At 65.4% G+C, this 25,575-nt stretch carries 23 protein-coding genes; 13 read left to right on the top strand and 10 right to left on the bottom strand.

Annotation, left to right across the window (positions count from 1 at the left end; translation table 11 throughout):
- Nucleotides 1-77 precede the first annotated feature (77 nt).
- Nucleotides 78-383: a hypothetical protein gene (locus tag AC3CCE_RS29775; RefSeq protein WP_023689804.1), complete on the top strand. Its 306-nt coding sequence runs from the start codon at nucleotides 78-80 to the stop codon at nucleotides 381-383.
- Between the two features lie 49 nt (nucleotides 384-432).
- Here the strand turns inward: AC3CCE_RS29775 and AC3CCE_RS29770 are convergent, their stop codons facing one another.
- Complete coding sequence (locus AC3CCE_RS29770) at nucleotides 433-1,080, bottom strand: Vgb family protein (protein ID WP_352510869.1); 648 nt, start codon at nucleotides 1,078-1,080, stop codon at nucleotides 433-435.
- 29 nt (nucleotides 1,081-1,109) lie between these two features.
- Complete coding sequence (locus tag AC3CCE_RS29765) at nucleotides 1,110-2,330, bottom strand: hypothetical protein (protein WP_023685490.1); 1,221 nt, start codon at nucleotides 2,328-2,330, stop codon at nucleotides 1,110-1,112.
- Nucleotides 2,331-2,719: 389 nt separating this feature from the next.
- Between AC3CCE_RS29765 and AC3CCE_RS29760 the strand changes: the two genes are divergently transcribed.
- The 3 genes from AC3CCE_RS29760 (at nucleotide 2,720) to AC3CCE_RS29750 (ending at nucleotide 4,884) form a co-directional block, all read left to right on the top strand.
- Entirely contained in the window at nucleotides 2,720-3,472 is a 753-nt protein-coding gene (locus tag AC3CCE_RS29760; RefSeq protein ID WP_352510870.1) for a DUF899 domain-containing protein, read from the top strand.
- An 86-nt stretch (nucleotides 3,473-3,558) separates the two neighbouring features.
- On the top strand, nucleotides 3,559-3,831 hold the full coding sequence (locus AC3CCE_RS29755) for a hypothetical protein (RefSeq protein ID WP_023695475.1): 273 nt from the start codon (nucleotides 3,559-3,561) through the stop codon (nucleotides 3,829-3,831).
- Nucleotides 3,832-3,879: 48 nt separating this feature from the next.
- Entirely contained in the window at nucleotides 3,880-4,884 is a 1,005-nt protein-coding gene (locus AC3CCE_RS29750; protein ID WP_352625847.1) for a zinc-dependent alcohol dehydrogenase family protein, read from the top strand.
- An 18-nt stretch (nucleotides 4,885-4,902) separates the two neighbouring features.
- Here AC3CCE_RS29750 and AC3CCE_RS29745 read toward each other — a convergent pair whose 3' ends face one another.
- The 3 genes from AC3CCE_RS29745 to AC3CCE_RS29735 all read right to left on the bottom strand — a co-directional run bounded on the left by AC3CCE_RS29745 (nucleotide 4,903) and on the right by AC3CCE_RS29735 (nucleotide 8,795).
- Nucleotides 4,903-6,762: an ATP-binding cassette domain-containing protein gene (locus AC3CCE_RS29745; RefSeq protein ID WP_352625846.1), complete on the bottom strand. Its 1,860-nt coding sequence runs from the start codon at nucleotides 6,760-6,762 to the stop codon at nucleotides 4,903-4,905.
- 72 nt (nucleotides 6,763-6,834) lie between these two features.
- Nucleotides 6,835-7,980 carry a sugar ABC transporter substrate-binding protein gene (locus AC3CCE_RS29740; protein ID WP_352625845.1) on the bottom strand — a complete coding sequence of 382 codons (1,146 nt, stop codon included), beginning with the start codon at nucleotides 7,978-7,980 and terminating at the stop codon, nucleotides 6,835-6,837.
- 158 nt (nucleotides 7,981-8,138) lie between these two features.
- Nucleotides 8,139-8,795 (bottom strand): SGNH/GDSL hydrolase family protein, encoded by a 657-nt coding sequence (locus tag AC3CCE_RS29735; RefSeq protein ID WP_352625844.1) that lies wholly within the window; start codon nucleotides 8,793-8,795, stop codon nucleotides 8,139-8,141.
- Between the two features lie 166 nt (nucleotides 8,796-8,961).
- Here AC3CCE_RS29735 and AC3CCE_RS29730 point away from each other — a divergent pair, with 166 nt between their 5' ends.
- The 3 genes from AC3CCE_RS29730 (at nucleotide 8,962) to AC3CCE_RS29720 (ending at nucleotide 13,309) form a co-directional block, all read left to right on the top strand.
- Nucleotides 8,962-10,197: an ROK family protein gene (locus AC3CCE_RS29730; protein WP_352625843.1), complete on the top strand. Its 1,236-nt coding sequence runs from the start codon at nucleotides 8,962-8,964 to the stop codon at nucleotides 10,195-10,197.
- Nucleotides 10,198-10,439: 242 nt separating this feature from the next.
- Nucleotides 10,440-12,989 (top strand): caspase family protein, encoded by a 2,550-nt coding sequence (locus tag AC3CCE_RS29725; RefSeq protein WP_352625842.1) that lies wholly within the window; start codon nucleotides 10,440-10,442, stop codon nucleotides 12,987-12,989.
- A gap of 14 nt (nucleotides 12,990-13,003) precedes the next feature.
- Entirely contained in the window at nucleotides 13,004-13,309 is a 306-nt protein-coding gene (locus AC3CCE_RS29720) for a hypothetical protein (RefSeq protein WP_352625841.1), read from the top strand.
- A 24-nt stretch (nucleotides 13,310-13,333) separates the two neighbouring features.
- Here the strand turns inward: AC3CCE_RS29720 and AC3CCE_RS29715 are convergent, their stop codons facing one another.
- Entirely contained in the window at nucleotides 13,334-13,696 is a 363-nt protein-coding gene (locus AC3CCE_RS29715; RefSeq protein ID WP_023685480.1) for a hypothetical protein, read from the bottom strand.
- Between the two features lie 134 nt (nucleotides 13,697-13,830).
- Between AC3CCE_RS29715 and AC3CCE_RS29710 the strand changes: the two genes are divergently transcribed.
- Entirely contained in the window at nucleotides 13,831-15,927 is a 2,097-nt protein-coding gene (locus AC3CCE_RS29710) for an alpha/beta fold hydrolase (RefSeq protein WP_352625840.1), read from the top strand.
- A gap of 9 nt (nucleotides 15,928-15,936) precedes the next feature.
- Here AC3CCE_RS29710 and AC3CCE_RS29705 read toward each other — a convergent pair whose 3' ends face one another.
- Nucleotides 15,937-16,554, bottom strand: a complete 618-nt coding sequence (locus AC3CCE_RS29705) for a TetR/AcrR family transcriptional regulator (protein ID WP_023709407.1) — start codon at nucleotides 16,552-16,554, stop codon at nucleotides 15,937-15,939.
- 457 nt (nucleotides 16,555-17,011) lie between these two features.
- Here AC3CCE_RS29705 and AC3CCE_RS29700 point away from each other — a divergent pair, with 457 nt between their 5' ends.
- From AC3CCE_RS29700 to AC3CCE_RS29690, 3 genes are read left to right on the top strand one after another with little or no spacing between them, the layout of a single operon-like run.
- Complete coding sequence (locus AC3CCE_RS29700; protein WP_023703066.1) at nucleotides 17,012-17,506, top strand: (2Fe-2S)-binding protein; 495 nt, start codon at nucleotides 17,012-17,014, stop codon at nucleotides 17,504-17,506.
- On the top strand, nucleotides 17,503-18,486 hold the full coding sequence (locus AC3CCE_RS29695; RefSeq protein WP_023703067.1) for an FAD binding domain-containing protein: 984 nt from the start codon (nucleotides 17,503-17,505) through the stop codon (nucleotides 18,484-18,486). The genes AC3CCE_RS29700 and AC3CCE_RS29695 overlap by 4 nt, the downstream gene beginning before the upstream one ends.
- Entirely contained in the window at nucleotides 18,483-20,783 is a 2,301-nt protein-coding gene (locus AC3CCE_RS29690) for a xanthine dehydrogenase family protein molybdopterin-binding subunit (RefSeq protein WP_352625839.1), read from the top strand. The genes AC3CCE_RS29695 and AC3CCE_RS29690 overlap by 4 nt, the downstream gene beginning before the upstream one ends.
- Before the next feature lie 216 nt (nucleotides 20,784-20,999).
- On the opposite strand, the gene AC3CCE_RS29685 is transcribed toward AC3CCE_RS29690, so the two are convergent.
- Nucleotides 21,000-22,010: a zinc-dependent alcohol dehydrogenase family protein gene (locus AC3CCE_RS29685; protein WP_352625838.1), complete on the bottom strand. Its 1,011-nt coding sequence runs from the start codon at nucleotides 22,008-22,010 to the stop codon at nucleotides 21,000-21,002.
- Between the two features lie 106 nt (nucleotides 22,011-22,116).
- On the opposite strand from AC3CCE_RS29685, the gene AC3CCE_RS29680 reads away from it, so the two are divergent.
- Nucleotides 22,117-23,064 (top strand): LysR family transcriptional regulator, encoded by a 948-nt coding sequence (locus AC3CCE_RS29680; RefSeq protein WP_352625837.1) that lies wholly within the window; start codon nucleotides 22,117-22,119, stop codon nucleotides 23,062-23,064.
- Between the two features lie 95 nt (nucleotides 23,065-23,159).
- Complete coding sequence (locus AC3CCE_RS29675; RefSeq protein WP_245260094.1) at nucleotides 23,160-23,660, top strand: hypothetical protein; 501 nt, start codon at nucleotides 23,160-23,162, stop codon at nucleotides 23,658-23,660.
- A 140-nt stretch (nucleotides 23,661-23,800) separates the two neighbouring features.
- Here AC3CCE_RS29675 and AC3CCE_RS29670 read toward each other — a convergent pair whose 3' ends face one another.
- Together AC3CCE_RS29670 and AC3CCE_RS29665 are read right to left on the bottom strand one after the other, a co-directional pair.
- Nucleotides 23,801-24,691 (bottom strand): ribokinase, encoded by an 891-nt coding sequence (locus AC3CCE_RS29670; protein WP_023814860.1) that lies wholly within the window; start codon nucleotides 24,689-24,691, stop codon nucleotides 23,801-23,803.
- The gene (locus tag AC3CCE_RS29665) at nucleotides 24,688-25,563 is read right to left on the bottom strand and encodes a MurR/RpiR family transcriptional regulator (RefSeq protein ID WP_352625836.1); all 876 of its coding nucleotides are present in this window, start codon (nucleotides 25,561-25,563) and stop codon (nucleotides 24,688-24,690) included. Before AC3CCE_RS29665 ends, AC3CCE_RS29670 begins: the two co-directional genes overlap by 4 nt.
- Nucleotides 25,564-25,575: the final 12 nt, after the last annotated feature.

Raw genomic sequence — 25,575 nt, 5'->3', positions numbered from 1 at the left:
CGTGCTTGGGCAAAGTTCGGGTTGACCGCTGCCAAGAGCGCAGCGACTATCCCTGCAACGTGCAGGAGGACATGAGAATGGACGAACCCGATCGCTGGCGGCACATGGCGAGCGCGCCCAAGGACGGCAGCCGCATCCTGGTCACGGTCAGGCCATCGGAACAGGGGCCGGCCGAGGTCGACCTCGCTTACTGGTCGCGCGCCGACCAGTTCGGCACGGAGGGCTGGCGCTCTTCCGATTCGTCGCCAGGACGGGTGATCGAATACCCCGAACCGGAGTTGAAATGCTGGATGCCGCTGCCGACGGCCAATCTGAGCCGGGCTTCAATGCCAAGTCCGTGGCAAGGCGAAGACGTCCCGCTGCTCGACGGCTCCGGGATATGATCTCGGCGGGACGTTTCGCACCATAAGGCGAACGCCGCCGGCCGCGGCCTTATACGCTGCCGGCCGATCTGGGCCGGCGCACCGATCGCACCATGCCGCCGGGGCCGCTGCCGCAGAAGAAGCGGTCGCCGCCGTCGGATTCGAGCCCGGAAACGCCCACCCCTGCCGGCATGTCGAGCCGTTCCAGCACCTTTCCGCTTTGCGGATCGACGCGCCGGACATCGCTCTGGTCGCCTTCCCAGGTGCCGTGCCAGAGCTCGCCATCGACCCAGGTCACTCCGGTGACGAAGCGGTTCGAGTCGATGGTCCGCAGGATTTTCCCGGTCTCGGGATCGATCTGGTGGATCTTGCGCTCCCGGTTCTGCCCCACCCAGAGCGTGCCCTCGGCCCAGGTCATGCCGGAATCGCGGCCGCCGCCGGGCGCCGGGATGGTGGAGAGCACCTTGCCGGTATCCGGGTCGATCTTCTGGATGCGGTCCCCGGCGAGCTGAAACAGATGCCGGCCGTCATAGGCGGTGCCGGCATGGGCGGCGACATCGATCGAGCGCAGCGTCTCACCGCTTGCCGGATCGAAGGCGGTCAGCCGCTCGCCCGTCGCAAACCAGACATTCTGTCCGTCGAAGCTCACGCCGTGCACGGTGTCGACATCAGGAAAGGGCCCGTATTCGCGCAGGATTTCCGCTGCTGAATGTTTCATGTCCTGGTCCTCGATCATGGTCACCTTTCCTAGCCGTTCGGCAGCGGCGACGGGAGTAACAAGGTGGTCGTGAAACCAGCGACCGGTGGCGTCATCCAGCGCCGCGCCCGGCCGTGGCCGAAGGACTGCACTTTGCCGGTCTCGGCCAACTGCTCGAGCGCCCGCTGTACGCTGCGCTGTCCGGCGCCCAGCGCCAGCGCCAACGCCGAGCTGGCCCAGGATTCACCATCGGCCAGGAAGGCCAGCACCGCGGCGTGCCGCTCCTCGATCGGCCGCGCCAGCACCGCCACGGAGCCTGCTTCGCGCGGCTTTAGCGCAAAGCCCTGGCTGGTCGCGCCGATGCCCGCCAGCGGCCGCAATTCGGCGCGCAGCCGGCCGATCTCGACCCGCAGCCTGGCGCGATGCGATTCATCGGCATGCCGGCCGCCAAAGGCGCGGGCAATCAGCGTCGCCCTCGGCACATCCGCCGGCCAGGCTTCGGCAAGCGCGCGCGCCAGCGCAAACAGCACCGGCCGCGTTGCCAGCGAGATCGTTGTTTCCTGCTTGTGCACGATATAGCGGAACGTATCGACGACCAGCGCGCGCGACGCCTGCAGCGCCTCGACCTCTTCGAGCAACAGCGGATGCTCCTCGCCGCCTGCGATCAGCCGCGCCGCCGGCGTCTCCAGCGCCAGGAAGGCGCTGTCGACCTCCGCCATGAGACCCGGAATGCCGGCCCGGCGGGCGGCATGGCGCGCCCACTCAAGGGCTGCGCGCGCGGCCTTCGTCTTCAGGCGCCGCATGGCGATGCCGGCAACCGCGAGTTCATGCGCGGCGCGTGAGGCCGGCGGAAGCGGCGACGGATCGAGCCCAGCCAGCACGTCTTCAGCCTCGTCGAGGCGGCCGATCAGCAGCAGGCGGCGCACTTTGAGATGCCCGGCATGCGCCGCGTTCAGCCGGTCGCCATGCTTTTCCAATGTCGACCGCGCCGCGTCGAGCGCCTTGGACGGCCAGCCGAGATCACGCGAAACAAGTGCGATCTCGGCTTCGGCGACAACGCACCTGGCGCGCGCCACCGCCTCCTTTGGACCGAAGGCACGGCCGGCCCTACGCAACAGTACTTTGGCGCGATCGAAATCGCCGAGCTGCGCCATGGCAATGCCGCGCAACGCCAGCGCCGGGGCATCCTCGCGCAAGGCGACGCGGTCGAGTGCCGCCAGCGGATTGCCCGCCGCCAGCGCCAGCCCTGCCGCGGTGATCAGCGAGTCCATGCAAATCCCGTCACATTTGTAACTCCCACCGCTCCCCTTACCGGCCCTAACTTAAGTCACCACCGCCAAGCAGCAAGCCGCGGACGGCGACCTAGCCATCTGGACTGGTTGAAGACGCCCAGGCCTGCGTTGACGGCAATATTCGCATTCGCTAGCCTGAGCATCTCAGACAGTCTCGTTAAGCTTCTCAATAAGGAAAAACCGACCATGCCTGCTTCCGAGGACTTCGAGCCCACCGTGCGGCCTCGCCACCCCTGCTGCGGTGGCCCGCCTGCAAATGCCGTCACATTTGTAACTCCGCCCTCGCCGCCTCGCGGCCCTAGCCTGCCTCACGATCAACAGGCAACGACAAGCCACAACGGCTCAACAACTGGCAAAGGAAACAAGCAATGACCAAGCACGTGGCAATGAAGACCCCACCGGTCGTTTCAAGGCAGGAATGGGAAGCCGAGCGCGAAAAGATGCTGGTGAAGGAAAAGGCAACGATGCGCGCCAGGGACGCGCTGTCGGCCGAGCGCCGGCGCATGCCATGGATGGAAGTAGACAAGGCCTATGTGTTTGAGGGTCCCAACGGCAAAGCGAGCCTGCTCGATTTGTTCGAGGGCCGGCGGCAGTTGATCGTCTACCGCGCCTTCTACGAACCCGGCGTCCACGGCTGGCCCGAACATGCCTGCCGCGGCTGTTCGCTCGGCGCCGACCAGGTCGGCCATCTCGCCCATCTGAACGCCCGTAACACCACGCTTGCCTATGCCTCCCGCGCGCCGCAGGCCGACATTGCCAGCTTGAAGCAGCGGATGGATTGGGAGATGCCCTGGTACACAATCACCGACAGTTTCGACAAGGATTTCGGCGTCGACGAATGGCACGGCCACAACGTGTTCATCCAGGACGGCAAGAAAGTGTATCGCACCTACTTCATCAACAACCGCGGCGACGAGCAGATGGGCACGGTCTGGAGCTACCTCGACGCAACGCCGCTCGGCCGCCAGGAAATCTGGGAGGATTCGCCCGAAGGCTATCCGCAGACCGAGCTCTACAGCTGGTGGAACTGGCACGACAATTACGACGCCGCACCCGACAAGACGTGGGAGGAAGTGTCGGCGGCCGGCGAAGCCGCGTTCCGCAACAAGGACGGCAAGTAAGGACCTGGAGCGGCGCCCATCCAGCTTGGTTTCCTGTCCCTCACGGGACAGGAAACCCGGGCATTGATCATCAAGGGATTACGACCATGAGCGATATCGGCACAGGCACCGGCAGTGAGGTCCCTCAACGCTCCGATGCAGTTTCTCTCCGCACCGCCGAGTGGCTGTGCCTCGCCGCGGCCCCTGTTTTCGCCGTGATGGCGCTGCTTACCTGCATTCACGCTGGCGACGGCGTCATGTCGTGCCTGGGGGCCGATGCCTCCCCGCTCACCGGCATGCCGGTGATGTATCTCTTGATGAGCGCCGTCCATCTGGCGCCTTGGCTGCGCGTGATTTCCGGCCGGCCGGTCCGGCGATAGGCTGGACCGTCGCCGCCATGCTAACGCTCTTTACGTCGGAGAGAGACTATGAAGCTGGTCAGGCTGAGAGCGCCGGGCGGGTTGGACAAGCTCGACCTGGTCGAGGAGGATCAGCCCCGGCCTGGGCCGGGAGAAATGCTGGTCAGGATTCGCGCCGTTGCGCTGAACATGCGCGACGATTTCGCCGTACAAGGCAAGGTGCCGCTCGCCGACGGCCGCGTGCCGCTGTCGGATGGAGCCGGCGAGGTGATCGCGATCGGTGACGGCGTCGACACGTTCAAGCCGGGCGACAGCGTCGTCAGTGTTTTCTACCCCTGGTGGCTGGCCGGCGACATGAGATCCGATACAAGCCGCGACATTCCCGGAGACAGTTTCGACGGCTTCGCCAGCGAGTATGTGTGCATGCCGGCGCAAGCCTTCACCAAGGCGCCGGCGGGCTATACGCATCTCGAGGCGGCAACGCTGACCTGCACGGGCGTCACCGCCTGGCGCGGCCTGGTGACATGCGGCAAGGTAAAGCCCGGCGACACGGTGCTGATCCTTGGCACCGGCAGCGTGTCATTGTTTGCGCTGCAATTTGCCAAGGCCGCCGGCGCAAGGGTCATCGCCACGTCGTCCGATGAAGAGAAGCTGGAGAAGCTCAGACGACTCGGGGCCGACAGCGTCATCAACTACAAGGCGGTGCCGGAGTGGGGCGGCAGGGCCAGGGAACTGACGGACGGACGCGGCGTCGATCATGTGATCGAGGTCGGCGGACCGGCGACGCTGGCGCAGTCGATAACGGCCTGCCGGACAGGCGGGCATATCGCACTCATCGGCGTCCTGACCGGCTTTGCAGCAGAAGTTTCGATCCCGGCGCTGTTTTCGAACCAGATCCGCATCACCGGAATTTCCATCGGCAGCAAAGCCGACCAGCAGGACATGATCCGTGCCATAGAGGTCAACCGCCTGAAGCCCGTCATCGACAGCAGCTTTCCACTGCAGGACATCGCCGCCGCCTTCAGGCATTACGAAGCGCAAAAGCATTTCGGCAAGATCTGCCTCGAGCTTTAGACCCTGCGATCGGCATTCCTACCCAGCGGCCGGCGCGAGCGTCCCGCTTGCCATCAGGCCCCACAGCTGATCGGCCGTCAGCTGTCTGGCCGAGCCGTCGTAGGCCACCCGGCCGAGGCTGAGCACCACGATCCTGTCGGCCAGCGCCCGCACTGTGGACAGGTCGTGCGTGACCAGGATGACGCCGGTGCCGCTGACGGCGATCGAACGGATCAGCTTGACGACCTGCGCGGTCTGCTTGACGCCGAGCGCGGCGGTAGGCTCGTCGAGGCAGATCAGCTTGACGTGATCGGCAAGCGCGCGGGCAATGGCGATGGACTGCCGCTGGCCGCCCGACAGCGAGCGCACCAGAACGTTTTCGTCGCGAAGCGTGACGCCCAGCGCGGCAAGCCGGGCACGACACTGCTCGGCGGCCTTTCGGTCGTCGCGAACCGGGAAGACACCGAGCCAACGCCGCGTTTCCTCACGCCCGAGGATCATGTTGTGGGCGACGCTGAGGTTTGGGCAGAGCGCCAAATCCTGATAGACCGTCTCCAGGCCGGCGCCGCGTGCATCCTGCGGGCTCCTGAAGGAAATCGGCTGGCCCTCGAGGGTCATCGCGCCGGCATCGGGCTGGATGGCGCCCGAAATAATCTTCACCAGCGTCGACTTGCCGGCGCCATTGTCGCCGAGCAGACAGACGATCTCGCCTTTGCCGACCGTGAAGCTCGCCTCTTCCAGGGCCGTCAGCGCGCCGTAGGATTTGCGGGCGCCGGCAATCGAGAATGCCGGACCTTGCGGGGCTTCTCCATTGCCCTCCGTCACGGCAGGGCCGGCCGAGGCGACGGCACCATTGTCCGCCACCGTGAAGTTGGTCGCGGCGGCCCGAGCGCGCCCGCGAAAACCGATCGCAGCCTGGTCGGCCACCAACGCCAGCAACAGCATGCTTCCCACCGAAATGGATTGCCACCATGATTGCAGGCCGACGAAGATCAGTCCTGCATTGAGGATGCCGATGGTGGCAACGCCGATGGCGATGCCGAGCGGCCGGCCGGAGCCGCCGGAAAAAGCGACGCCGCCAAGGATCGCGGCGGTGAGCACGTCGAGCTCGAAGCGAACGCCGATGGTCGGCGTGATGCTGCCGAGGCGGCCGGCGATCAGCACCGATACCAGACCGATCAGCAAGCCATTGGCGGCGTAGAGGCCGACCACCGTGCGCCCCACCGGAATGCCGCAGAGTTCGGCTGCGCGCGGATCGCCGCCTATGGCGTAGAGCCTCAAGCCGGTGACCGTGCTGGTCAGGACAAAGGCTCCGGTCACAAAGACAGATGCGGCGATGATTACGGTGTACTGGATGCCGAAGATCTTGCCCCGCCCCAATTCGAGCAGAGCCTCGGGAAAACCATAGACCGCGGTGCTGGAGACGACGAAGGCAAGGCCGCCATAGAGCGCCAGCATCGCCAGCGTGACGATCAGCGGCGAGATGCTCAGCCTGCGCACCAGCAGGCCGTTGAGCAGACCGAGCAAGAGGCCAAGACCCAGGCCGACGCAGATCGCCAGCAGCGCACTCTGCGTCGCCACCGCAACCTTGGCGGTGATGATGCCGATCAAGGCGACCATGCTGCCGATGGAGAGGTCGACATAGCCGGCGATCAGCAGCGCGGAGGTGCCGAGCACGGCGATCAGGATCGAGGTCGAGTTGACGCCAATGACGACGAAATTGTCGAGGCCGAAGAACGATTTGTTCAACAGCGAGAAGGCGATGATCAAGCCCAGCGCGACCAGCGCCAGCCCGATGCGGCCAGAGGCTTCGCCCGGTGCCTTGACGCCCGGCAGCAAGGATGAAAACCGGCCCGTTTGCAGCGGTGTCGTCCCCGTTCGAAAGCTGTCTGTGCTCATGCTTGCCTCTCACTGAAGCGGGCGGTTTCAGGTCAGGCTGAACCCGCCCGTATCGCGTGGGAAAAACAGGCGCTACTTTGCCTCGGATGACCAGGGGAAATTCACATACTGGTCGCGCGTATCGTAGCAGATGTTGCCGTACATCCTGAGATAGATATCGCGGCGCTTCGGGTCCTTGTAGACCGCGGCCGGGTCGGCGACATCGGCCTCGTACTGGGCCATGTAGTCGCTGGTCAGCGCCACGGGGAGGATATCCATCGCCTGCGGGATGCTCTTGCCCTCCAGCCAGTCGGCGGCGTGCTGGCCCATGGCATAAGCGAAGACCGGCGACGCCAGGCTGATGCTTGCCTTGTAGGGACCGCCGCCTTTCTTGATCGCGGCGACCGCCTCCGGCTCGCCGTCGATGCCGCCAAGGAACTGGTCCGGCCGCGCCTTGCCCGCCGCTTCCAGCGCAGCCAGCGCGCCGAGCACGACGGTGTCGGCGCCGAGCACGACATCGACGTCGGGATGGGCCTGGAGAATGGTGCTCATCGTGGCAAAGCCGCCTTCCTTGTTGACGGGATTGGGCGAGATGTCGGCGACGATGGTGACGCCTGGCATGGCCTTGAAGATGTCGCGCATGGCGGCAAAGCGCGGCGCCAGGAATTCCATGCTGTCATGCGACAGGATGACGACATTGGCCTTGCCGCCGAGCTTGTCCTTTATGTAGGCCGCGGCCGCTTCGGCCAGCACCTTGCCAGTCTCATATTGCGGCGCATTGAGCAGCGACGTGGCCGGCGGCGGCACGATGGTGCCGACATAGGCGCCCGACCAGATAAGCTCCTGCAGGCTGCGGCTCATCGAGGCCGGGTCCACGGGGGCTGCGACCAGACCGCCGATCTTGGAGGCGAGAAACAATTGCACCTGCTCGACGCCCTTGGCGGCGTCATTGTTGGCAAGCGCGCGGCGATATTCCAGGCCGCGATCCTTGGCGGCGGCGGCCAGGCCGCGGTCGACACCCTGCATGAATTCACGCTCGTTATCCTGCGCGAAGGCCAGCACCTTGTTCAGGCCGGGCGGTGGGCTGCAGGCCGGCGCCTTCGGATCGAACGGCGCAAATACCGCCGGCTTGGTGAGCCCGGCCGGGCCGTCCTGCGCGCATGCCAGGACGGTACCGCCCGCGAGCACAGCGGCAACGCCGAGCAGCGTCGCCAACATCATGTTCCTGTCAGATCGCATTTTACTTCCTCCCTGTCGTTGATTGTTGCCGCGCTTCGTAAGCCTCGCGGTCGCTACTCTTCCCAGTCTCCCCAGATACCCACCTTCCCGCTTGCAAGTCAAAAGTTTTTCCAGTGGAATTAATTAATCAGAGATAGTCGGGTGGCTCGCTCACTCGATCACGCCTTGGCGATCAGCGACTGGACGGCTTTGGCCAATTCCGTGCCGAGCACGCGATGCGCGTCGCTGTCGAGGTGAATGCCGTCTACCGCGCTCGATTCGACGACGTCGCCGGCGTTGAAGAAGGCGGCGCCGGCGCGCCGGGCGGCATCGCGGAACAGGCCGGCAAAGTGCATCGACTTTGCGGCGCCGCCCAGGAACATCTGGCCGAACCAGTCGACCTCCAGCATCGGCGGCGGCGCAACAATCAGGACCGCGGGCGCCACGCCCGCGGGGCCAGCTTCGCTGCGCAGGACAATTCTGGCCAAAATCTCAATGGAATCAGCGACGTCATTCGGCGTTACCGAGAACCTATGCTTGAGATCGTTGGTGCCGAGCATCAGGATGACGAGGTCGAGCGGCATATGCGTTTCCAGGCACACCGGGAGCGATTTGAGCCCGTTCTTGTGGAGACCTTCGATCGGATCGTCGTGCACGGTGGTGCGCCCGCCCTGCCCTTCTTCGATCACATCCCATCCGTTGCCGAGCTGGCGGCGCATGATGCCCGGCCAGCGGCGGTCGGGCGTGAAGCGGTGCCGTCCGACGCGGGCCAGGGTGGGAATGGCGCCATAGGTATTGGAATCGCCAAAGCACATGATGGTCCGGGTCTGCGTCACGGCATTGCTCCTCCAGGCTTGCATACTTTGAACGACAGCAGGCCGGCTGGCGTCAACTACATTTTTCCATCGGGTGGATTTAAGTGTTGCCTTGCCAGGCCCGCATTGCTACGTCAGCGCTTTGATCGGCTCGCCTTGCGGCCAAACTCCTTGCGCAGGGGAAAGCGTGACCGGCACCAGCTTCTTCAGTCTCGAAAAGATCGCCGAGGGCCGCAGCGGCGGAACCACGCAGGCCGAGAGCCGCGTCTACAACGAACGCCTGATCGTCTCGCTGATCCGCCGGCACGGCCAGCTGGCCAAGACCGATTTGACGCGGCTGACCGGGCTGGCCGCGCAAACCATCACCACCATCGTCAACCGCGCCGCCGACAACAAGCTGCTGCTGCGCCTGGAGCCTTTGCGCGGACGGCTGGGGCAACCCTCGGTTCCCTATGCGTTGAACCCGAAAGCCGCGTACGCCTTCGGCCTCAAGGTCGACCATCGCAGCGCCGATGTCGCCCTGGTCAATTTCGTCGGCGACGTGATGGCGTTCGAACGGACGCTGTTCGACTATCCGACGCCCGTCGAGGTGATGAAATTCGCCAAGGGCGCCATCGCGCGCATGTGCCGCAAGCACAGATCGATAGAGCAAGACCGCATCGCGGGTCTTGGCATCGCCTCGCCATTCCATCAGTGGAACCTGAGCGAAGAGGGCGCGGTGCCGGCGAGCAGGCTGGATGCCTGGAGGGAAATCGACATTCGCGCCGAACTGGACCGGGCGTTCGACTGGCCGGTGTTCCTCTACAACGACGCCACGGTGTCGGCCGCGGCCGAACTGATGTTTGGCGCCGGCGGATCGCGCGCCGACTTTCTCTATGCCTATGTCGGGCACTTCATCGGCGGCGGCCTGGTGCTCGATCATCACTTGTTCCCCGGCCGCAACAAGCTGGCCGGGGCGCTGGGCGACATGCCGGTGCCCGCGCCGGGGCGCAAGGGCGACGGGATGACCCCGTTGCTGCGCGTCGCTTCGCTGCATTCGCTGGCCGGCAAGCTCAACGACCAGGACAATGGGGACGAGGGCGCCGGCCGCATCTGGTCGTCGCCCGACGACTGGGGCGACCTTGGAGAGCCGCTCACCGCGTGGATCGATGAGGTTTCGGACGGGCTTGCCTATGCCGCCCGCAGTGCCGTTGCCTTGCTCGACATCGACAATGTGGTGATCGACGGCGCCATACCGAATGGCGTGCGCAAGGAGATCGCCAAGGCCATGCGCAGAAAGCTGGCACGGATCCTTGTCGATCGCCCCGAGCCGTTCTCCGTCATCGAGGGGACGTTTGGCCATCTCGGCCCCGTTATCGGCGGCGCCAGCATTCCGTTGCTGGTGAAATATTCGAACGACAAGGAACTGCTCTTCAAGGAATAGGCGCGCAGCCGCCGGCACCAGGCATTCCCCAAACAGCGAACTGTGAGACTTGTCACATACCTGCTCGTGAAGCGCGTGCTACTTGCACCCTGCGGTCGGTCGACGCCGAAAGAAATCGCCTGCCATGGTCTGGCGGTGACGGGCCTTTCACTTTATGCTGTGGCAGGTTGCATACTCTCAACGGACCTTGATGCCGCAAGCGGTGTTCTCGTCGGCGTCAGGCCGCGACCAGGAGTTTTGTCATGCTCCGACTTTGCGGATTCATCGCGGCCTTCATCCTTGCCGGCTTCACAAGCTTCGAGGCCTGCGCCGATCGAAGGGTCGCGCTCGTCATCGGCAATTCCGATTATCGCGACATCCCGGCGCTGAAGAACCCGGCCAAGGATGCCCAGGACGTATCGGCCACGTTCCGGCTGGCCGGCTTCGAGGTTTTCGTCGCCGAGAACCTCACCAAGCAGCAGTTCGAAGGCCAGTTCCGGGACTATCTGGCCGCCGCCGACGGCGCCGATCTCGCCGTCGTCTACTATTCCGGGCACGGCTTTCAGATCGGCGGCGAGAATTTCCTGATACCCGTCGACGCCTCGTTGAAGAAGGCGGCCGACATCGAGGTCCAGGCCATCAAGCTCAACGACGTGCTGGAGCAGCTGCGCTCGAAGTCGAAGATCCAGGTGATCATCCTCGATGCCTGCCGCAACAACCCCTTCCCGCGCAACAATTACTGGCTGCGCGACCAGCTTGTCACCGCCGGCAATACCGGGCTGGCGCAGGTGCGAAGCTCGCTCAACACGCTGATTGCCTTCGCCACCGAACCAGGCGCGGTCGCCTATGACGGCAGCGGCGACCTCAGCCCGTTTTCATCGGCCTTTTCGCGGCGCGCGCTGGCGCCGAACCAGGAGATCCGCACGGTCATGTCGGCGGTGCGCCGCGATGTCGTGCAGGCCACCAACGGCATGCAGGTGCCCTGGGAAAATTCCTCGCTGATCGATGACGTGGTGCTGGTGCGCCGCAACAACCGGCCTTCGCTGCCGCCAGTGCTGGAGAAGGTAGTGCTCTCGGGGGTCGGTCCTGTCGCTCTCGGCCTGCCGGAGCCGGTCGATGTCGATGGCGGCGCTATCAGCGTCAGCATCGAACGTCCGCCGGCAATGGGCCGTCTGGTGCTGGACGGCAAAGACGTCGCGGTGGGCGAACCGATCGCCGGCAAGGACCTGCCGCGCCTGCAAATGGATGTCCCCAAAGGCGCCGCCACGCAGGACGAGGTGGATATGCTGGCCTATGCCACGCATGACAATTGGGGCGGCGGGAGCCAGGGCATACTCGTGTTCCGCGTCAAGAGCGGCGAAGGTGCGGCGGGTCAGCAGATCATGGCTTCGCTCGAGGCCGAGCAGAAGCAGCAGGTGCTGGATCGCGGCATCCACATCACCGGCGCTGCCGAAGCGATCGAGAACCGCGAGCTTGATATTCCCGTCGGCGTCGGCCCGGTCGCGCTCAATCTGGATTTCCCCACCGACGATCCGGCGGTCAGCCTGAAGGTCACGGGGTATCCGGCAACGGGAACGCTGTCATTGCCTGATCGAACCTTGTCGCCGCAATCCAGCCTTCTGGCCGGTGAAGTCGACCATCTCCGTTACGAGCCGCAGATCGGCGCCGGCGCGCCGGTCGAGGTCGGCTTCGAAATCCGGGCCGACAGCAGCTCGGCTAAGCCCGCGACAATGAAGCTGTCGCCGACGGTCGATGCCTGCGATACCGCCGCCGGCGAGCCTCTCGACCTGCAAGGGGTGGTGCCCGGCCTGCTGCCGAACGAGATCGGCGCCGGTGCGGTGGCAGCCTGCGAGGCGGCCGTGAAAACCTATCCAGACGTCGCCCGCTTCCACTACGAGCTCGGCCGCGCCCTGCTTGCGGCAGGCCAGGTTAGAGAGGCCAGGACAGCCATCGAGGACGCCGCCAAGAAAGGCCATGTGCGCGCCGTCTTCGAACTCGGCTATCTCAACGCAACCGGAACCGGAACGACCATAGACCGCACCCAGGCCAACGCTCTCTACAAGGCTGCCGCCGACAAGGGTGATCCTTACGGTATGACCTCGTGGGGACGCGCGCTGTTCAATGGCTATGGCGTCAACCGCGATACGGCCAAGGGCCTCGACCTGCTGCTCAAGGCGGCGGCCATGGGGCACACCTATGCCATGAACGATCTTGCCGCCATCTTCACCGAGGGCCGCAATGGCGTGCCTGCCGATCCGGCCCGCGCCGTCGCCTTCCTGCAAGCGGGGGTGCAGCGCCAAGACATGTATTCGATGAACCTGCTCGGCCGCAATTACCTCGCCGGCCAGGGCATCGACAAGGATCCGAAGACGGCGCAGGCCCTGTTCCAGCAGGCCACCGATCTTGGCCAGCCCTACGCGCCCGGCAGCCTCGCCCGCATGTACAGGGATGGCGCCGGTGTGCGCCAGGACCCGGCGGAAGCGCAAAGGCTGTTCGAACTGGCGACCACGCGCGGCGATCCGTCGAGCGCCTATGATCGCGCGGCGCTTGAAATGGCGAAAGGCGACAAGGCCGATCAGGCTGTCGCGGTGCACTTCCTGGCATTCGCCGTCGCGCTCGATCTGCGCAAGGAGCTGCCGGACGCCAAAAAGGGCCTGGCGCAGTTCGGCACCAAGCCGAAAACGGCAGCTTTGGACGCCCTGCGTCGAGAGCTCAAGTCGAAGATTCCCGCGTCCGGTTCGCTGGACACGCAACTGGTCAATGCGGCCCGGGGGGTCTGGGAAGAAGCCAATCCGCGTCGGGATTTGTTCTGAACAATAAGGAGGCCATGGTGGGCAAGGCATTCAAGCAGACATTCGGGCAGGCATTCATCGGGATAATTCTATCCGGCGTTCTGGCCGGGCTCATGGGCTGCACCTCGGTGTCGCCGATGTTTGAGCCGGCATCGCCGGTGAAACATCGCAAGGTGGTTCGCGCAGCACCCCAGCCAAAGGTGGTCAGATTCAAGAAGGCGGCCACCGGCAAAGTGATCAAGCCGGCCGAGGAGATCCCGCAAAAGCCGCCCGTGATTCCTTCTCTCGGCGGCAGCGGAGGCGGCGGTGGGGCTGGCGGCGGCGGCGGCGGTTGGGGATGAGATCGTCGACCAAGGGCGCTGCACTCAGCGGCCCCAAAGGGTCTTGCTAAGATCCGCATGAGCCTTGGACAACGTCAAGCCGAAATCGTCCATCCCTGTCGCGGCATCGGTTGGCCAGCGGACAATTCGGCGCAGCGCTGCACGGAAAAGGCAGCGGACGAACGCTGCCAGTGCAGAGGCCACGACCGCCGCCGGATCGAGTCTGCGAGCCGCCAATGCCCGATGGGCCTGTTGTGTTTCGAGATAGCGGGCCAGCGCAATATCGTGACGCGATGGTGCGCCAAGCTCCTGCCGGTCGCGCCCGGGGTCGTCATGCCAGATGGGCCACTCGGTCGGGCCAGGGTGATGCACGGTATCCTCCTGCGAAAAGAGATCCAGTGCGAACAATCTCCTCAAGCGCCGTGAGCAACGCGTGGGAACCTGCGTGATGGAATCGTGAAAAGCGCCTCGGCGGCGGAATAAGTGTTGAAATGGAGTGAGCTTGAGCGGATCGTCGTCGCGCTGTGACCGTGGCGGATCCGATGACCGGACCTTATCTTCACCTGCTGGGTGGTTTCGACTTTGCCGGCGTCGGGGCCACGGTTCCAGCCATCAGCCGCAAGGCGCGTGCGATGGTCGCCTATCTCGCGCTGCAGTCGGGGCATTCGCAGTCGCGCGAGAAGCTGGCGACCCTGCTCTGGGGCATCAACAGCGAGGCGCAGGCGCGAATGAGCCTGCGGCAAGCGGTATCGTCTGTCAGGAAGGCCATGCAGACGTGCGGCGGCGGCCGCTTCCTCACCGATGGCAACAGCGTCGCTCTGCATCTCGACGGCCTTGATTTCGACGTCGCGCGGTTCGAGGCGCTGGTCGCCAGCCCGGCACCCGAAGACCTCGAACTGGCGCTCAATGTCTACCGCGGCGACCTGCTCGACGGCTTCGGCCTGAAGGAGGAGCCATTCGAGGACTGGCTGAGGATCGAACGCGAGCGGCTGCGGGCACTGGCCGTCGCGGCGCTCGACAGGCTCGTCGCGCATTATGCCGCGACGAACGATCCTGCCGCATGCATGCGCGCGGCGGCGCGCCTGCTGGCCATGGACCCGTTGAGGGAGGATGTCCACCGTGCCCTGATGCGCGCCTATGCGGCGCAAGGCAGGACCAATCTCGCGCTGAAGCAATATGAGCACTGCCGCACCGCGCTTCTACGCGATCTCAAGCTGCAGCCGGAGCCGGAGACGCGGCAATTGTTCGAGACGCTGCGCACACGCCGCACAATGGCGCCGGCACGGCCACCCACGACTGATGCGGATGACGCTACCGGCTTCAGCCACGAACTCGCAGCCCCCCCGACCCACTATGTCAAATCGGCCGGGATCAACATCGCGTATCAGGTGACCGGCGACGGTCCGGTCGACCTGATCCATGTGCCGGGATGGGTCTCCAACCTCGACCACGCCTGGGGCTCGCCGCGGCTTTCGCATGTGCACCGGCGGCTCGGCACTTTCTCGCGCCTAATCCGCATGGACAAGCGCGGCACCGGGCTCTCGGACCGCAATGTCGGTCTGCCGACCCTGGAAGAGCGGATGGAAGATGTGCGGGCAGTGCTGGATGCGGTTGGCTCAAAGCGCACGGTGCTTTTCGGCAGCTCCGAGGGCGGCCCGATGTGCATGCTGTTCGCGGCGACCTATCCCGAGCGCACAGCGGCACTCGTGCTCAATGGGGCCTACGCCCGCGGCAGGTGGTCACAAGACTATCCGTGGGCGAAGACAAGCGAGCAGGTGGAAGAGGATCTGGCGATCGTCGAGAAAGAATGGGGAGCGGCGGCGGATATGAGCAACGCGGCGCCCAGTCTGATGAGCGACACGTTCGAGACAGAATGGTTCGCCGCCTATCTCAGGAATTCTGCCTCGCCCGCCGACGCGATCGCCCTGTGGCGCTGGGGAGCCGAAATCGATGTTCGCGACATTCTGCCTGCTGTCCATGTTCCGACACTGATCATGCAGACGACTGGCGACGGCTGGGTGAAGCGGGAAGAAGGACGTTACCTGGCGACGCACATCGAGGGCGCCCGATACATTGAGTTCGCCGGCCGCGACCACGTCATCTGGGGCGAGAATTCCGATCGGATCGTCGACGAGATCCAGGCTTTCGTCACCGGCGCCTTGCCGGCGGCCCCAGGCGAACGGCTGCTTGTGTCGGTGCTGTCCCTCGATATGACGGGCTCGCCTTTCGGCATCGACCCGGCCGAGCGGCACGCCGAAGCGCTCCGTGGCGAACTCCTCGCGGCCGAAGGCAGAGAGATCAGGCGATCGGACGGCAAGGTGCTCGCGGTGTTCCAGCGGCCAACGCGGTCGATCCAGTGCGCGATCGCCATCCGCGATCGCTTGCGGCAATCCGGTGTCGAGGTCCGCTCGGCGGTGCATATCGGCGAGTGCGAGCAGCGGGGCCATCAATTTTCAGGCGCGGCGATCGAACTGTCATCGCGTCTGCTTGACCATGCGCGGCCGGGCGAAATCATCGCATCAAGGACGGTGCGCGATCTCGTGGTCGGCTCCGGCCTGCGGTTCGAGAAGCGTGGCGAAATGGCGGCAAGCGGGCTGCCCGGCGCGTTTCCGTTCTATGCGGTCGATGGTTCGGCTTGAGCCGCTAGGTCACCTCTTCCCTGCCCCGAACCGCAGCCCGTCCATCAGCAGCTTGACCAGCCGGCGCGAGCGGTCGCGCCAGTCCTTGGTGTCGGGGGCCGAGTAGATGCCGCCGAGTGCGTGCAGCACATCGGAGGCATCGACGTCGCTGCGGATCGAGCCTTCGGCCACCGCCGCCTCGACCAGTTGCCGCAAGGCCAGCGACACCCGGCCCGACATGTCGGAGAACACGGCGGAATTCGTGTTGAACAGGATGCGCAGGCTGGCCGCCAGGCCGCGCTTGGTGGCGATGTAGTCGACGAAGCGCTGCATCCACTGTTCCAGCGCCATGTCGGCCGAATGGTGGCTGGCGAGGTCATCGGCCGCCGCACAGAGCGCCTCGACTTCACGCCGGTAGACCACTTCGACCAGATGCTCGCGGGTTGGGAAATGCCGGTAGAGCGTGCCGATGCCGACGCCGGCCTGGCGCGCGATCTCCTCCAGCGAGGCATCGACACCGTGCTCGGCAAAGGCCGCTGCCGCAACCTCGACCAGCCGGTCGCGGTTGCGCTGCGCATCGGCGCGCAGCGGCCTTGGCGCTGCGGCTTCGCGCTTCTCGTCGGCAATTGCTTGCGACTGCTCGGTCAATTTTTTCTCCACTGTCGATATATGGGGGCTTGAACCCAAAGGGGTAAGTCCCCAACTAGATAAACGGAGGCGCCTCCGTTTTAGTGGAGCAGTCTTATCATATAATCAGGGGAGCCGGTATGTCACGTGTTGAGATTGTGAAGACTGAAGCATCCCTGCCCGCTGGAGAGTTGGGGCGGCAGAGCTGCCAATCTCCCCACTCGTGGGGGAGATGTCCGGCAGGACAGAGGGAGCGCTGTCCCGCCAGCCTATCAAGGCCTGACCAACACCCGCTTGGAAAGGTCTATTTCGACGCATGTAAATCGGGAACGTCGCATTCCTTCGCGCCCCCCTCTGCCCTGCCGGACATCTCCCCCACAAGGGGGGAGATTAGGCGCACCGTCGCCTCTTCCCTTGTCCTCTCCCACTCGAGCCCATTTCAATCCCCTAGCGTCAAGCAACTGGAGCCAGACGCCTCATGACCGACCAAACCAAATCCACCACTATCCCAATCCGTCTCACCATCAACGGACACAGTCACGAACTGCAGGTCGAGCCGCGCGTCACGCTGCTTGACGCCTTGCGTGATCGCCTCGACCTGACCGGCACCAAGAAGGGTTGCGACCAGGGCCAGTGCGGCGCCTGCACGGTGCATGTCGAGGGACAGCGCGTGCTGTCCTGCCTGACGCTTGCAGCACAGGTCGAAGGCCGCGAGATCACCACCATCGAAGGATTGGCCGGCGATGACGGCACGCTCAACGCGGTTCAGACTGCTTTCCTCGACCAGGATGCTTTCCAGTGCGGCTACTGCACGCCGGGACAGATCATGTCGGCGGTCGCCTGCATCCGCGAGGGCCATGCCGGCTCGGATGACGAGATCCGCGAATACATGGCCGGCAATCTGTGCCGCTGCGGCGCCTATCCGCACATCGTTGCCGCCGTGCGCCAGGCGGCACTGGAGGTCGCGTCATGAGGGATTTTTCCTACGTTCGCGCCGATAGCATCGATGCGGCACGACAGGCAGCCGCCCTGCCTGGGGCCATGCTGCTTGCCGGTGGCACGACGCTGGTCGATCTCGCCAAATGCGGCGTGGCCGAACCCGACAGCCTGGTCGACATCACCCATCTCAAAGGGCTCGACGCCATCAAGGTCGACGCTGACAGTGCCATGATCGGCGCGCTGGCCAAGATGAGCCACGTCGCCGACCATGCCGAGATCAAGAGCCGCTTTCCCGCGGTCTCCGAAGCGCTGTGGCAGGCGGCTTCCGCGCAACTGCGCAACATGGCGACCATCGGCGGCAATCTGATGCAGCGCACGCGCTGCCCCTATTTCCGCGATCCCGCGAATTTTTCCGCCTGCAACAAGCGCTCGCCCGGCAGCGGCTGCTCGGCGATCGGCGGCGTCACCCGCGGCCATGCCGTGCTCGGCACCAGCGACGCCTGCATCGCCATGTATCCCGGTGACCTCGCCACCGCGCTGGTCGCCTTCGACGCCGTGGTTCATCTTGGCGAACGCCAGGTTGCCGTCGACGACTTCTTTCTCCTGCCCGGCGCCACGCCCGACAGGGAACATGCCATCCAACCGGGCGAGATGATCACCGCCATCAGCATACCGGCTTCCGGCACTGCCCGGCGTTCGACCTATCTCAAGATCCGCGACCGGCAGTCCTATGAGTTCGCGGCTGCAAGTGCCGCAGTCGGCATCGACTTCGAAGCCGATGGCCGCACCATTCGCGACCTACGCGTCGCGCTGGGCGGCGTCGCGACGAAGCCGTGGCGGGCGCACGCCGTGGAAGCGGCGTTGAAGGGCAAGGCGCTCAGCGAAGACAGGGTGCGGGCAGCCAGCTTGCTCGCCATGGAAGGGGCGATCGACCACGGCGCCAACCACTACAAGATCGAACTGGCGCCGCGCGTCGTTGCCCGCGCCATCCTCAAGACGGGAGCCATGTCATGACCATTCACGACCCGAGGACACGGCACGGCGACGCTTCGGACGGCACTGCCGATCAGGTTGGCGGGCGGCTGTCGCGCGTCGACGGCCCGGCCAAGATTACCGGTGCGGCAAAATATGCCGTCGAGCAGCAGCTCGACGGGCTAACCTACGGCGTCCTGGTCGAAAGCACGATCGCGTCAGGCAAGGTGCGCTCGATCGACACGTCAGCCGCCGAGGCGGCACCTGGTGTGCTCAAGGTGCTGACGCCGGACACCATCATGCCGCTGAAGACTGCATCGGACTGGTTCGGCACACCGCCGCCGGACAAGCCCTACTGCCCGCTGGCGCGCGATATCACCTTTTCGGGCCAGCATGTCGCCGCGGTCATCGCGGAGACCTTCGAGCAGGCCGTTGCGGCCGCAGCCCTGGTCAAGGTCAGCTATGACGAGACGCCGGCCATCGTCGACCTCAGCGACGCCAAGGCGGGCGACGGCATTCCGATCGCCGCCATGACCAAGGAATGGGGCGATGCGCAGGCCGCTTTCGCCGCTGCCCCGGTGCGCGTCTGCGGCGCCTATAACACGCCGCGCGAATACCAGGCGCCGATGGAGCCGCATGGCCTCATCGCCCGCTGGGAGGGCGACAAGCTCACCGTGTGGGAACCGAGCCAGTGGCTCGACGGCATGGCCCGCACCTATGCCGAATGGTTCGGCGTGCCGTTCGAGAATGTGCGCCTGGTCTCGCCCTATATTGGCGGCGGCTTCGGCTCCAAGGCGCTGGCGCTCGGCCATGGCGCGGTGGCTGCTGCCGCAGCCAAGATGCTGGGACGTCCGGTGCGGGTCGTGATGACGCGGCCGCAGACTTTTACCGGCTATGGCGGCCGCGCCGCGACCCGCCAGACGGTGACGATCGGCGCCGACCGTGACGGAAAGATCCAGTCGATCGTGCATCGCGGCGTCAATGAAACGTCGATCGACGGCATGTGGGTCGAGCCTTTGGGCGTGGTCACCTCGATCATGTATGCGACGCCCAACTTCTCCTCGAAGCAGAATGTCGTGCGGGTGAATTCGGTGGTGCCTGGCGCGATGCGCGCGCCGGGCGAAAACCCTAGCGCCTTCGGCATCGAAAGCGCCATTGACGAGCTCGCCTACGAGGTCGGCATCGATCCGCTGGAGATCCGGCTGAGGAATTACGCCGAGCAGGATCCGCACGCAAAAAAGGCTTGGTCGACGCGGCAGTTGCGCGAGGCTTTCGCGGCTGGCGCCGAACGCTTCGGCTGGGCCCAGCGCACGCCCAAACCGCGTTCGATGCGCGACGGCAACCAGCTGATCGGCTGGGGCGTCGCCGCCGGCACCTATCCGGTACGGCGCGCTTACGGCGAGGCCATCGTGCGTATCCTTGCCAACGGCTCGGTCGAGGTCGAAAGCTCCTCGATCGACATGGGCCAGGGCACCTACACGATCCTGGCGCAGACAGCGGCCGAAACGGTAGGCGTGGCGGCCGACCATGTCGTGGTGAAGCTCGGTGATTCCCGGTATCCCCGCGCCGGCGTCGCCGGCGGGTCGCGGCTGGCCGGCGTCATGACGGGCGCGGTCTACAAGGCGGCGACATCGGCGCTCGACCAGCTTGTCGGGCTGGCGATCAGCGATCCGCGCTCGCCCTTCCACGCGCTGCAGGCCAACACGCTGGTCGTCGCCAATGGCCGCATCAGGTCGCCGCGCGGCGATGGTCCCGATGTCTCGATCGCCGACCTGCTGGCCAGCGTCGGCCGCGACCGCATCGAGGCCACCGGCGACACCATGCCGGCGAACTCGACCGCCGAGGATCGCTACAAGAACTACACCACCATCGCGGCGGCGCTGCCGCACACCGAGGGCGACTATTCGCGCCACTCCTGGTGCGCGCATTTCATCGAGGTGCGCGTCGACGAGGATTTCGGCACCGTGCGCGTGTCGCGCGTGGTATCGGCGCTGGATTCGGGCCGGCTCTACAACCCCAAGCTGGCCGAAAGCCAGTGGAAGGGCGGCATCATCATGGGCATCGGCCAGGCGCTGCTTGAAGAAGGCATTGTCGACCGCAGGCATGGCCGCATCGTCAACAACAATCTCGGCGACTATCTGGTGCCGACCAATGCCGACATCCCCGATATCGAGGTCATCTCGGTCGGCGTTCCCGACCTGCACTCTTCGGTGCTCGGCGGCAAGGGTGTCGGCGAACTGGCCATCGTCGGCGTAGCGCCGGCGATCGCCAATGCGGTGTTCCATGCGACGGGAAAAAGAGTGCGGGACTTGCCGATCACGCTGGAGAAGTTGATCTAGGAAGCGGCGTGCGTAATCTCCCCCCTCGAGGGGGAGATGTCGCCGAAGGCGACAGAGGGGGTCGCCTCTCGTAGAGCGCCAACCTCCTTCCGCCGCAGTAGGTCGAGCCCGGTCGGACCGACCCCCTCTGACCGCTTCGCGGCCATCTCCCCCTCGAGTGGGGAGATTACGCGCTCAACCGCTTTCGCCAACCCAAAACGTCGCACCAGCCGTGGGCTACCACTCCAACGAAAAGGCAAGCTTGCCGAAATGCTGCCCGCCTGCCGACATGTGCGCGTAGGCTTCGGCCGCCTGCTCCTGGCTGAACACCTTGTCGACGACCGGGTCGATGCGGGCGGCGGCGATGGCGCGGACGGCGGCGCGAAGGTCAGATACCGACCCGGTGTTATTGCCGACCACCTTCAGCGCCTTGATGATGATCGGCAGCAGGTCGACCGTGGCCTCGGCGCCGGTGACGAAACCGATGGTGAACAGCGTGCCGCCAGGCGCGGTGGCGTTGACGGCGCGGGCGAAGGTGGCGGTGCCGGCGGTCTCGACGACGAGGTCGGCGCCGAGGCCGCCGGTCAGTTCCAGCACCTTGCCGTCCCAGTCGGGCGTCGCGCGGTAGTTGATGAGATGATCGGCGCCGAGTGCCTTCGCCCGCCCCAGCTTCTCGTCCGACGAAGAAGTGATGATGACGGTGGCGCCGGCGGCTTTCGCCAGTTGCAGGGTGAAGATGGAGACGCCGCCGGTGCCGAGCAGCACGACGACCGAGCCCGGCCCGACATCGGCGGCGCGGACGGCGTTCCAGGCGGTGGTCCCGGCGATCGGCAGCGTCGACGCCGCCTCGAAGGAGAGACGAGCCGGTACCGGCACGAGCGAGTTGGCCGGCAGCGCGACATATTCGGCGAGCGACCCCGGCAGCGAAATTCCGCGCATCTGTGTCATCTCGTTAGGCCGGGGCGGACCGCCGATCCAGCGCGGCTTGGCATGGGCAACGACGCGATCGCCGACGGCGAAATCCGTAACGCCCTCCCCCAGCGCGACGATCTCGCCGGCGCCGTCGGCGACGGGAATGAGCGGAAAGCCGGGCACGCGATAATTGCCGCTGGCCACCGCCATATCGACGAAATTCAGGCTCGCGGCGCGCTGGCGGATCAGCACTTCGCCGCGCTGCGGTTCAGGCGTGGCAATGGTGGTGGCGCGAAAGGCGTCCAGCTTGGCGGCGGTAAGTTCGATGGCTTTCATGGCTCACGCATTCCTGTTTAAGGGGTCAATCATCAGGATTGAGTGAAGCTATCTGCTGCGCTACAAGCAGATAATCCGGAATTTTTACATTTGAGTCCTGTGCTTTATGCAGCAATCACACGACCCCGCCAGCCTTGCCGAAATGGCCGCCTTTGCGGCCATCGCCGAAGCGCGCTCCTTCACCAAGGCAGCGTTGCGCGTCGGGCGCGACTCGACGGTTCTGTCACGCCGCCTGCAATCGCTGGAGCAGCGGCTCGGCGTGCGGCTGCTGCACCGGACCACCCGAAGCGTATCGTTGACGGAGGCGGGAGCGGAGTTCCTGATACGCGTCCGCGCCATCCTGGCCTCGGTAGACGAAGCCGAGGCTGCTGCTTCCGCGCATGCCAGCGGGACGCCGCGCGGCTTGCTGCGGCTGGCGCTGCCGGGAACCTTTGGCCGTATGTGGATCGGGCCGCTGCTGCCGCAATTTCTAGCGACGTTCCCGGATGTCAGCATCGAGGCCAAGTTCTCCAACCGGTTCGTCGATCTCGTTGCAGAGAACTTCGATGTCGCCGTCCGTCTCGGCGCGCTGGAGGACTCGCGCCTGGTGGCGCGCAAGATCGCGACACGGCGGCGGTTGCTGTGCGCTGCTCCCTCCTACGTCGCCCGCCGGGGCACGCCGGAAGCGCCGGAAGCGCTCACAGAACACGCCTGCCTCGGCTTCTCCGGCTTCCAGACCTTTCCAACCTGGGAGATGACCGACAGTTCGGGACGCCGCGTCAACGTCGACGTCTCGGGGCCGATGGTGTGCGACGATGCCGAGGTGCTGGTCGAAGCCGCGGTGCAAGGCCTCGGCCTGATGATGAGCACCGACTGGCTTGTCGGACGCGAACTCGCCGACGGACGGCTGGTGCCGGTGCTGGCGGACTGGACGCTGGCCGACGAAGGCGCGGTCTATGTCGTCATGCCCTCGGCCAAGGGACAAGCCGCCAAGACACGCGCCTTCGCCGAGTGGATCGGCAAGCGCTTCGCGCCGGAGCCGCCCTGGACGTCGAGGCCGGTCTCAAAGGCTTGATCAATGGGGCGCGCCGGGGGCTAAGACGGCATATGCCGCTGTCACCAGGCCTTTTGTCCTGTATGATCTCGTTGAATGTAGCTTGGGAGGGGATCATGCAAAGTGCATTGGCGAAGTTCATGATGGCAGGTTCCGTTCTGGCCGCGCTGCAAGCCGCGCAGCCGGCTTTTGCCGCGTCCTGCAACTGGAGCGCCAAGATGGAAGAAGACGAAGGCGGCAGCGTGCTGACGGCTTCGGTGTGCGGCGGACCGAAGGCCGATGCGCATCTGATGCTCGTCTGTTTCGACAAGCCGGTGCTGAGCTACGATCTGGGTGCGGCCGGCCAGCAGCTGGAACCCGGCATCAGCGCTTCCTTCACCTTCAAGGGCGGTGACAAGAGCGTGACCAAAAAGCTCGACCTCGAGGCCATGTATAATTACTTCACGGCTGAGCTGAGCAAAGACGATCCACTGCTCGGCCTGTTGCGCAGCAAGGGCGACGTCACGGTTACGGCCGACAAATATGGCGAGAACAGCTTTCCGCTGACGGGCTCGAGCGCTGCGATCGGTAAGGTGCTGGCGCAGTGCGGCAAAAGTTCGGCCGGCGAAGCGGACTGAAGCTCCCTACTTTCGACCACGCAGCTTGGTCCCGCGCCTCCATCAGGGCAAAGCCAAGCAGGTTCTCGCCGCGCCCGGTTTGCCGTTTCGCTCATCGACGGGGGCACGGGTTTGGAGGCGGCAATATGCGGCCTGAGTTTTCAACGCGAGCTGCGCTTTCCCTCCGGTGTCGCCACCAGCGAGGCGGCGGCGGCATTGGCCGTGGCGATCGCCGCTTCCATCGGATGGCCACGGGCGAGGCCTGCCGCGAAGGCGCCGACGAATTCGTCGCCGGCGCCATGGGTGCTGACGACTTTTACCGGAATGGCCGCCAGCGCGAAGGCCGCGCCGATCCGGTCGCAATAGGCGACGCCTTCGCCGCCGGCGGTGACGATCGCCGAGGGGTAGGTATCGATCAGCCGCCGCGCGGCTTCGGTTGCGCCGGCGAGCGTATCGACGACCGGAACGCCGGCCAAAAATTCCGCTTCGATGGCGTTGACGATGACGATGTCTATCAGCGCGGTCAATTCGGCCGACAGTGTTCGCGCCGGTGCGGCGTTGAGCACGACGCGGCCGCCGGATGCCTTCACCGCGCGCGCGGCAGCGATGTTTGCGGCGTCGGGCACTTCGTTTTGCAGCAACAGCACTGCCGTCTGTACCACCACCTCCCTTGCTGCCACGACGTCATCATCGTCCAGCGTGAGATTGCTGCCGGAGACGATCACCGCACCATAGTCGCCATCGCTGTCGAAGATCGCCACGCTCATGCCGGAGCCTGCGCCTGCCGCCACGCGCACGAAGCGGCGATCGACGCCGGCGCGATCTAGATTGGCCAGCAGCGCCGTGCCGAAATCGTCGTCGCCGACGGCGCCGATCATCGCCGCACGCACGCCGGCGCGTGCCGCCGAGACCGCCTGGTTGCCGCCCTTGCCACCGCATTTCGGCTGCCAGGCATGGCCGGTCACCGTCTCGCCCTTGCGTGGACGGTCGGGCGCGTCGACCATGATGTCGTAGTGCAGGCTGCCGAAGACGGTGACCAGCGGAACCGTCATGTGCCCCGGTCTTTTCGTTTCGAGGTGACCGCCGACATGGTGCGGCCGAGATTGCGCTCCGCCGCCTGGTAGTCGCGCTGCGCCACCGCCACGAACAAAGCGTCGAGGATGTTGAGTTGCGCGATGCGCGCCGCTGCGTTTTCGCCCATCAGCGGCGAGCCTTGCGCGGTCGAGCACAGCACGATGTCGGCAATCCGGGCCAGCGGCGAGTTGTCGTAGTTGGTGATGGCCAGCGTGCGGGCGCCGCTCTTGCGGGCAAGATGGATGGCGTCGATGACGGCCGACGTGTTGCCGGAATGCGAAAAGCCGACGGCGATGTCGTCGGCGCCGAGCAGCGAGGCCGACATCAGCATCATGTGCGAGTCGTCATAGACAGACGCGCGGATGCCGATGCGCAGGAATTTGTGCGAGACGTCGCGGGCGATCTGGGCGGAGCCGCCGACACCATAGAAATCGCGGTTCCTGGCGCGGTAGAGCAGATCGGCGGCACGGTCGAAATCGTCCATGTCGAGGATCGCGAGCGTCTCCTCCAGCGCCTGGATCGAGGTGCGGAACACTTTCTGCACGATCTCGGCCGAGCTGTCGTCGACCGACAGTTCCTGGTGCATCTCGGCGGTCGGGAGGCGGCTGTATTCATAGACGGCGGTGCGGAAGTCGCGGTAGCCGGAGAAGCCGAGTTTCTTGGCGATCTTGACCACCATCGCCTCCGACACGCCGGCCTCCTCGGCGATCTGCTTGAGCGGAATGGTCTCGTCGAAACCGCGCCGGCCGAAGACGGTTTCCACCACCTTGGCCTCAAGCGGGGTGAGATGCGGCATCATCATGCGGATGCGCGGCCCCACGGCTTTCGGATCGAGATTGCTCAACGTCATCCACGTCCCCTC

The sequence above is a fragment of the Mesorhizobium sp. P160187 genome (assembly GCF_057766425.1).
The sequence above is the reverse complement of the archived record's forward strand: the minus strand, read 5'-3'. Positions and strand labels throughout refer to the sequence as shown.

Coding starts and splice junctions, on each gene's coding strand:
- AC3CCE_RS29680 (WP_352625837.1), top strand. CDS start 22,117: ATGCAGCAATCACACGACCCCGCCAGCCTTGCCGAAATGGCCGCCTTT.
- AC3CCE_RS29720 (WP_352625841.1), top strand. CDS start 13,004: ATGGTGGGCAAGGCATTCAAGCAGACATTCGGGCAGGCATTCATCGGG.
- AC3CCE_RS29685 (WP_352625838.1), bottom strand. CDS start 22,010: ATGAAAGCCATCGAACTTACCGCCGCCAAGCTGGACGCCTTTCGCGCC.
- AC3CCE_RS29740 (WP_352625845.1), bottom strand. CDS start 7,980: ATGCGATCTGACAGGAACATGATGTTGGCGACGCTGCTCGGCGTTGCC.
- AC3CCE_RS29765 (WP_023685490.1), bottom strand. CDS start 2,330: ATGGACTCGCTGATCACCGCGGCAGGGCTGGCGCTGGCGGCGGGCAAT.
- AC3CCE_RS29710 (WP_352625840.1), top strand. CDS start 13,831: ATGACCGGACCTTATCTTCACCTGCTGGGTGGTTTCGACTTTGCCGGC.
- AC3CCE_RS29775 (WP_023689804.1), top strand. CDS start 78: ATGGACGAACCCGATCGCTGGCGGCACATGGCGAGCGCGCCCAAGGAC.
- AC3CCE_RS29695 (WP_023703067.1), top strand. CDS start 17,503: ATGAGGGATTTTTCCTACGTTCGCGCCGATAGCATCGATGCGGCACGA.
- AC3CCE_RS29755 (WP_023695475.1), top strand. CDS start 3,559: ATGAGCGATATCGGCACAGGCACCGGCAGTGAGGTCCCTCAACGCTCC.
- AC3CCE_RS29725 (WP_352625842.1), top strand. CDS start 10,440: ATGCTCCGACTTTGCGGATTCATCGCGGCCTTCATCCTTGCCGGCTTC.
- AC3CCE_RS29665 (WP_352625836.1), bottom strand. CDS start 25,563: ATGACGTTGAGCAATCTCGATCCGAAAGCCGTGGGGCCGCGCATCCGC.
- AC3CCE_RS29670 (WP_023814860.1), bottom strand. CDS start 24,691: ATGACGGTTCCGCTGGTCACCGTCTTCGGCAGCCTGCACTACGACATC.
- AC3CCE_RS29745 (WP_352625846.1), bottom strand. CDS start 6,762: ATGAGCACAGACAGCTTTCGAACGGGGACGACACCGCTGCAAACGGGC.
- AC3CCE_RS29690 (WP_352625839.1), top strand. CDS start 18,483: ATGACCATTCACGACCCGAGGACACGGCACGGCGACGCTTCGGACGGC.
- AC3CCE_RS29675 (WP_245260094.1), top strand. CDS start 23,160: ATGCAAAGTGCATTGGCGAAGTTCATGATGGCAGGTTCCGTTCTGGCC.
- AC3CCE_RS29760 (WP_352510870.1), top strand. CDS start 2,720: ATGACCAAGCACGTGGCAATGAAGACCCCACCGGTCGTTTCAAGGCAG.
- AC3CCE_RS29750 (WP_352625847.1), top strand. CDS start 3,880: ATGAAGCTGGTCAGGCTGAGAGCGCCGGGCGGGTTGGACAAGCTCGAC.
- AC3CCE_RS29700 (WP_023703066.1), top strand. CDS start 17,012: ATGACCGACCAAACCAAATCCACCACTATCCCAATCCGTCTCACCATC.
- AC3CCE_RS29770 (WP_352510869.1), bottom strand. CDS start 1,080: ATGAAACATTCAGCAGCGGAAATCCTGCGCGAATACGGGCCCTTTCCT.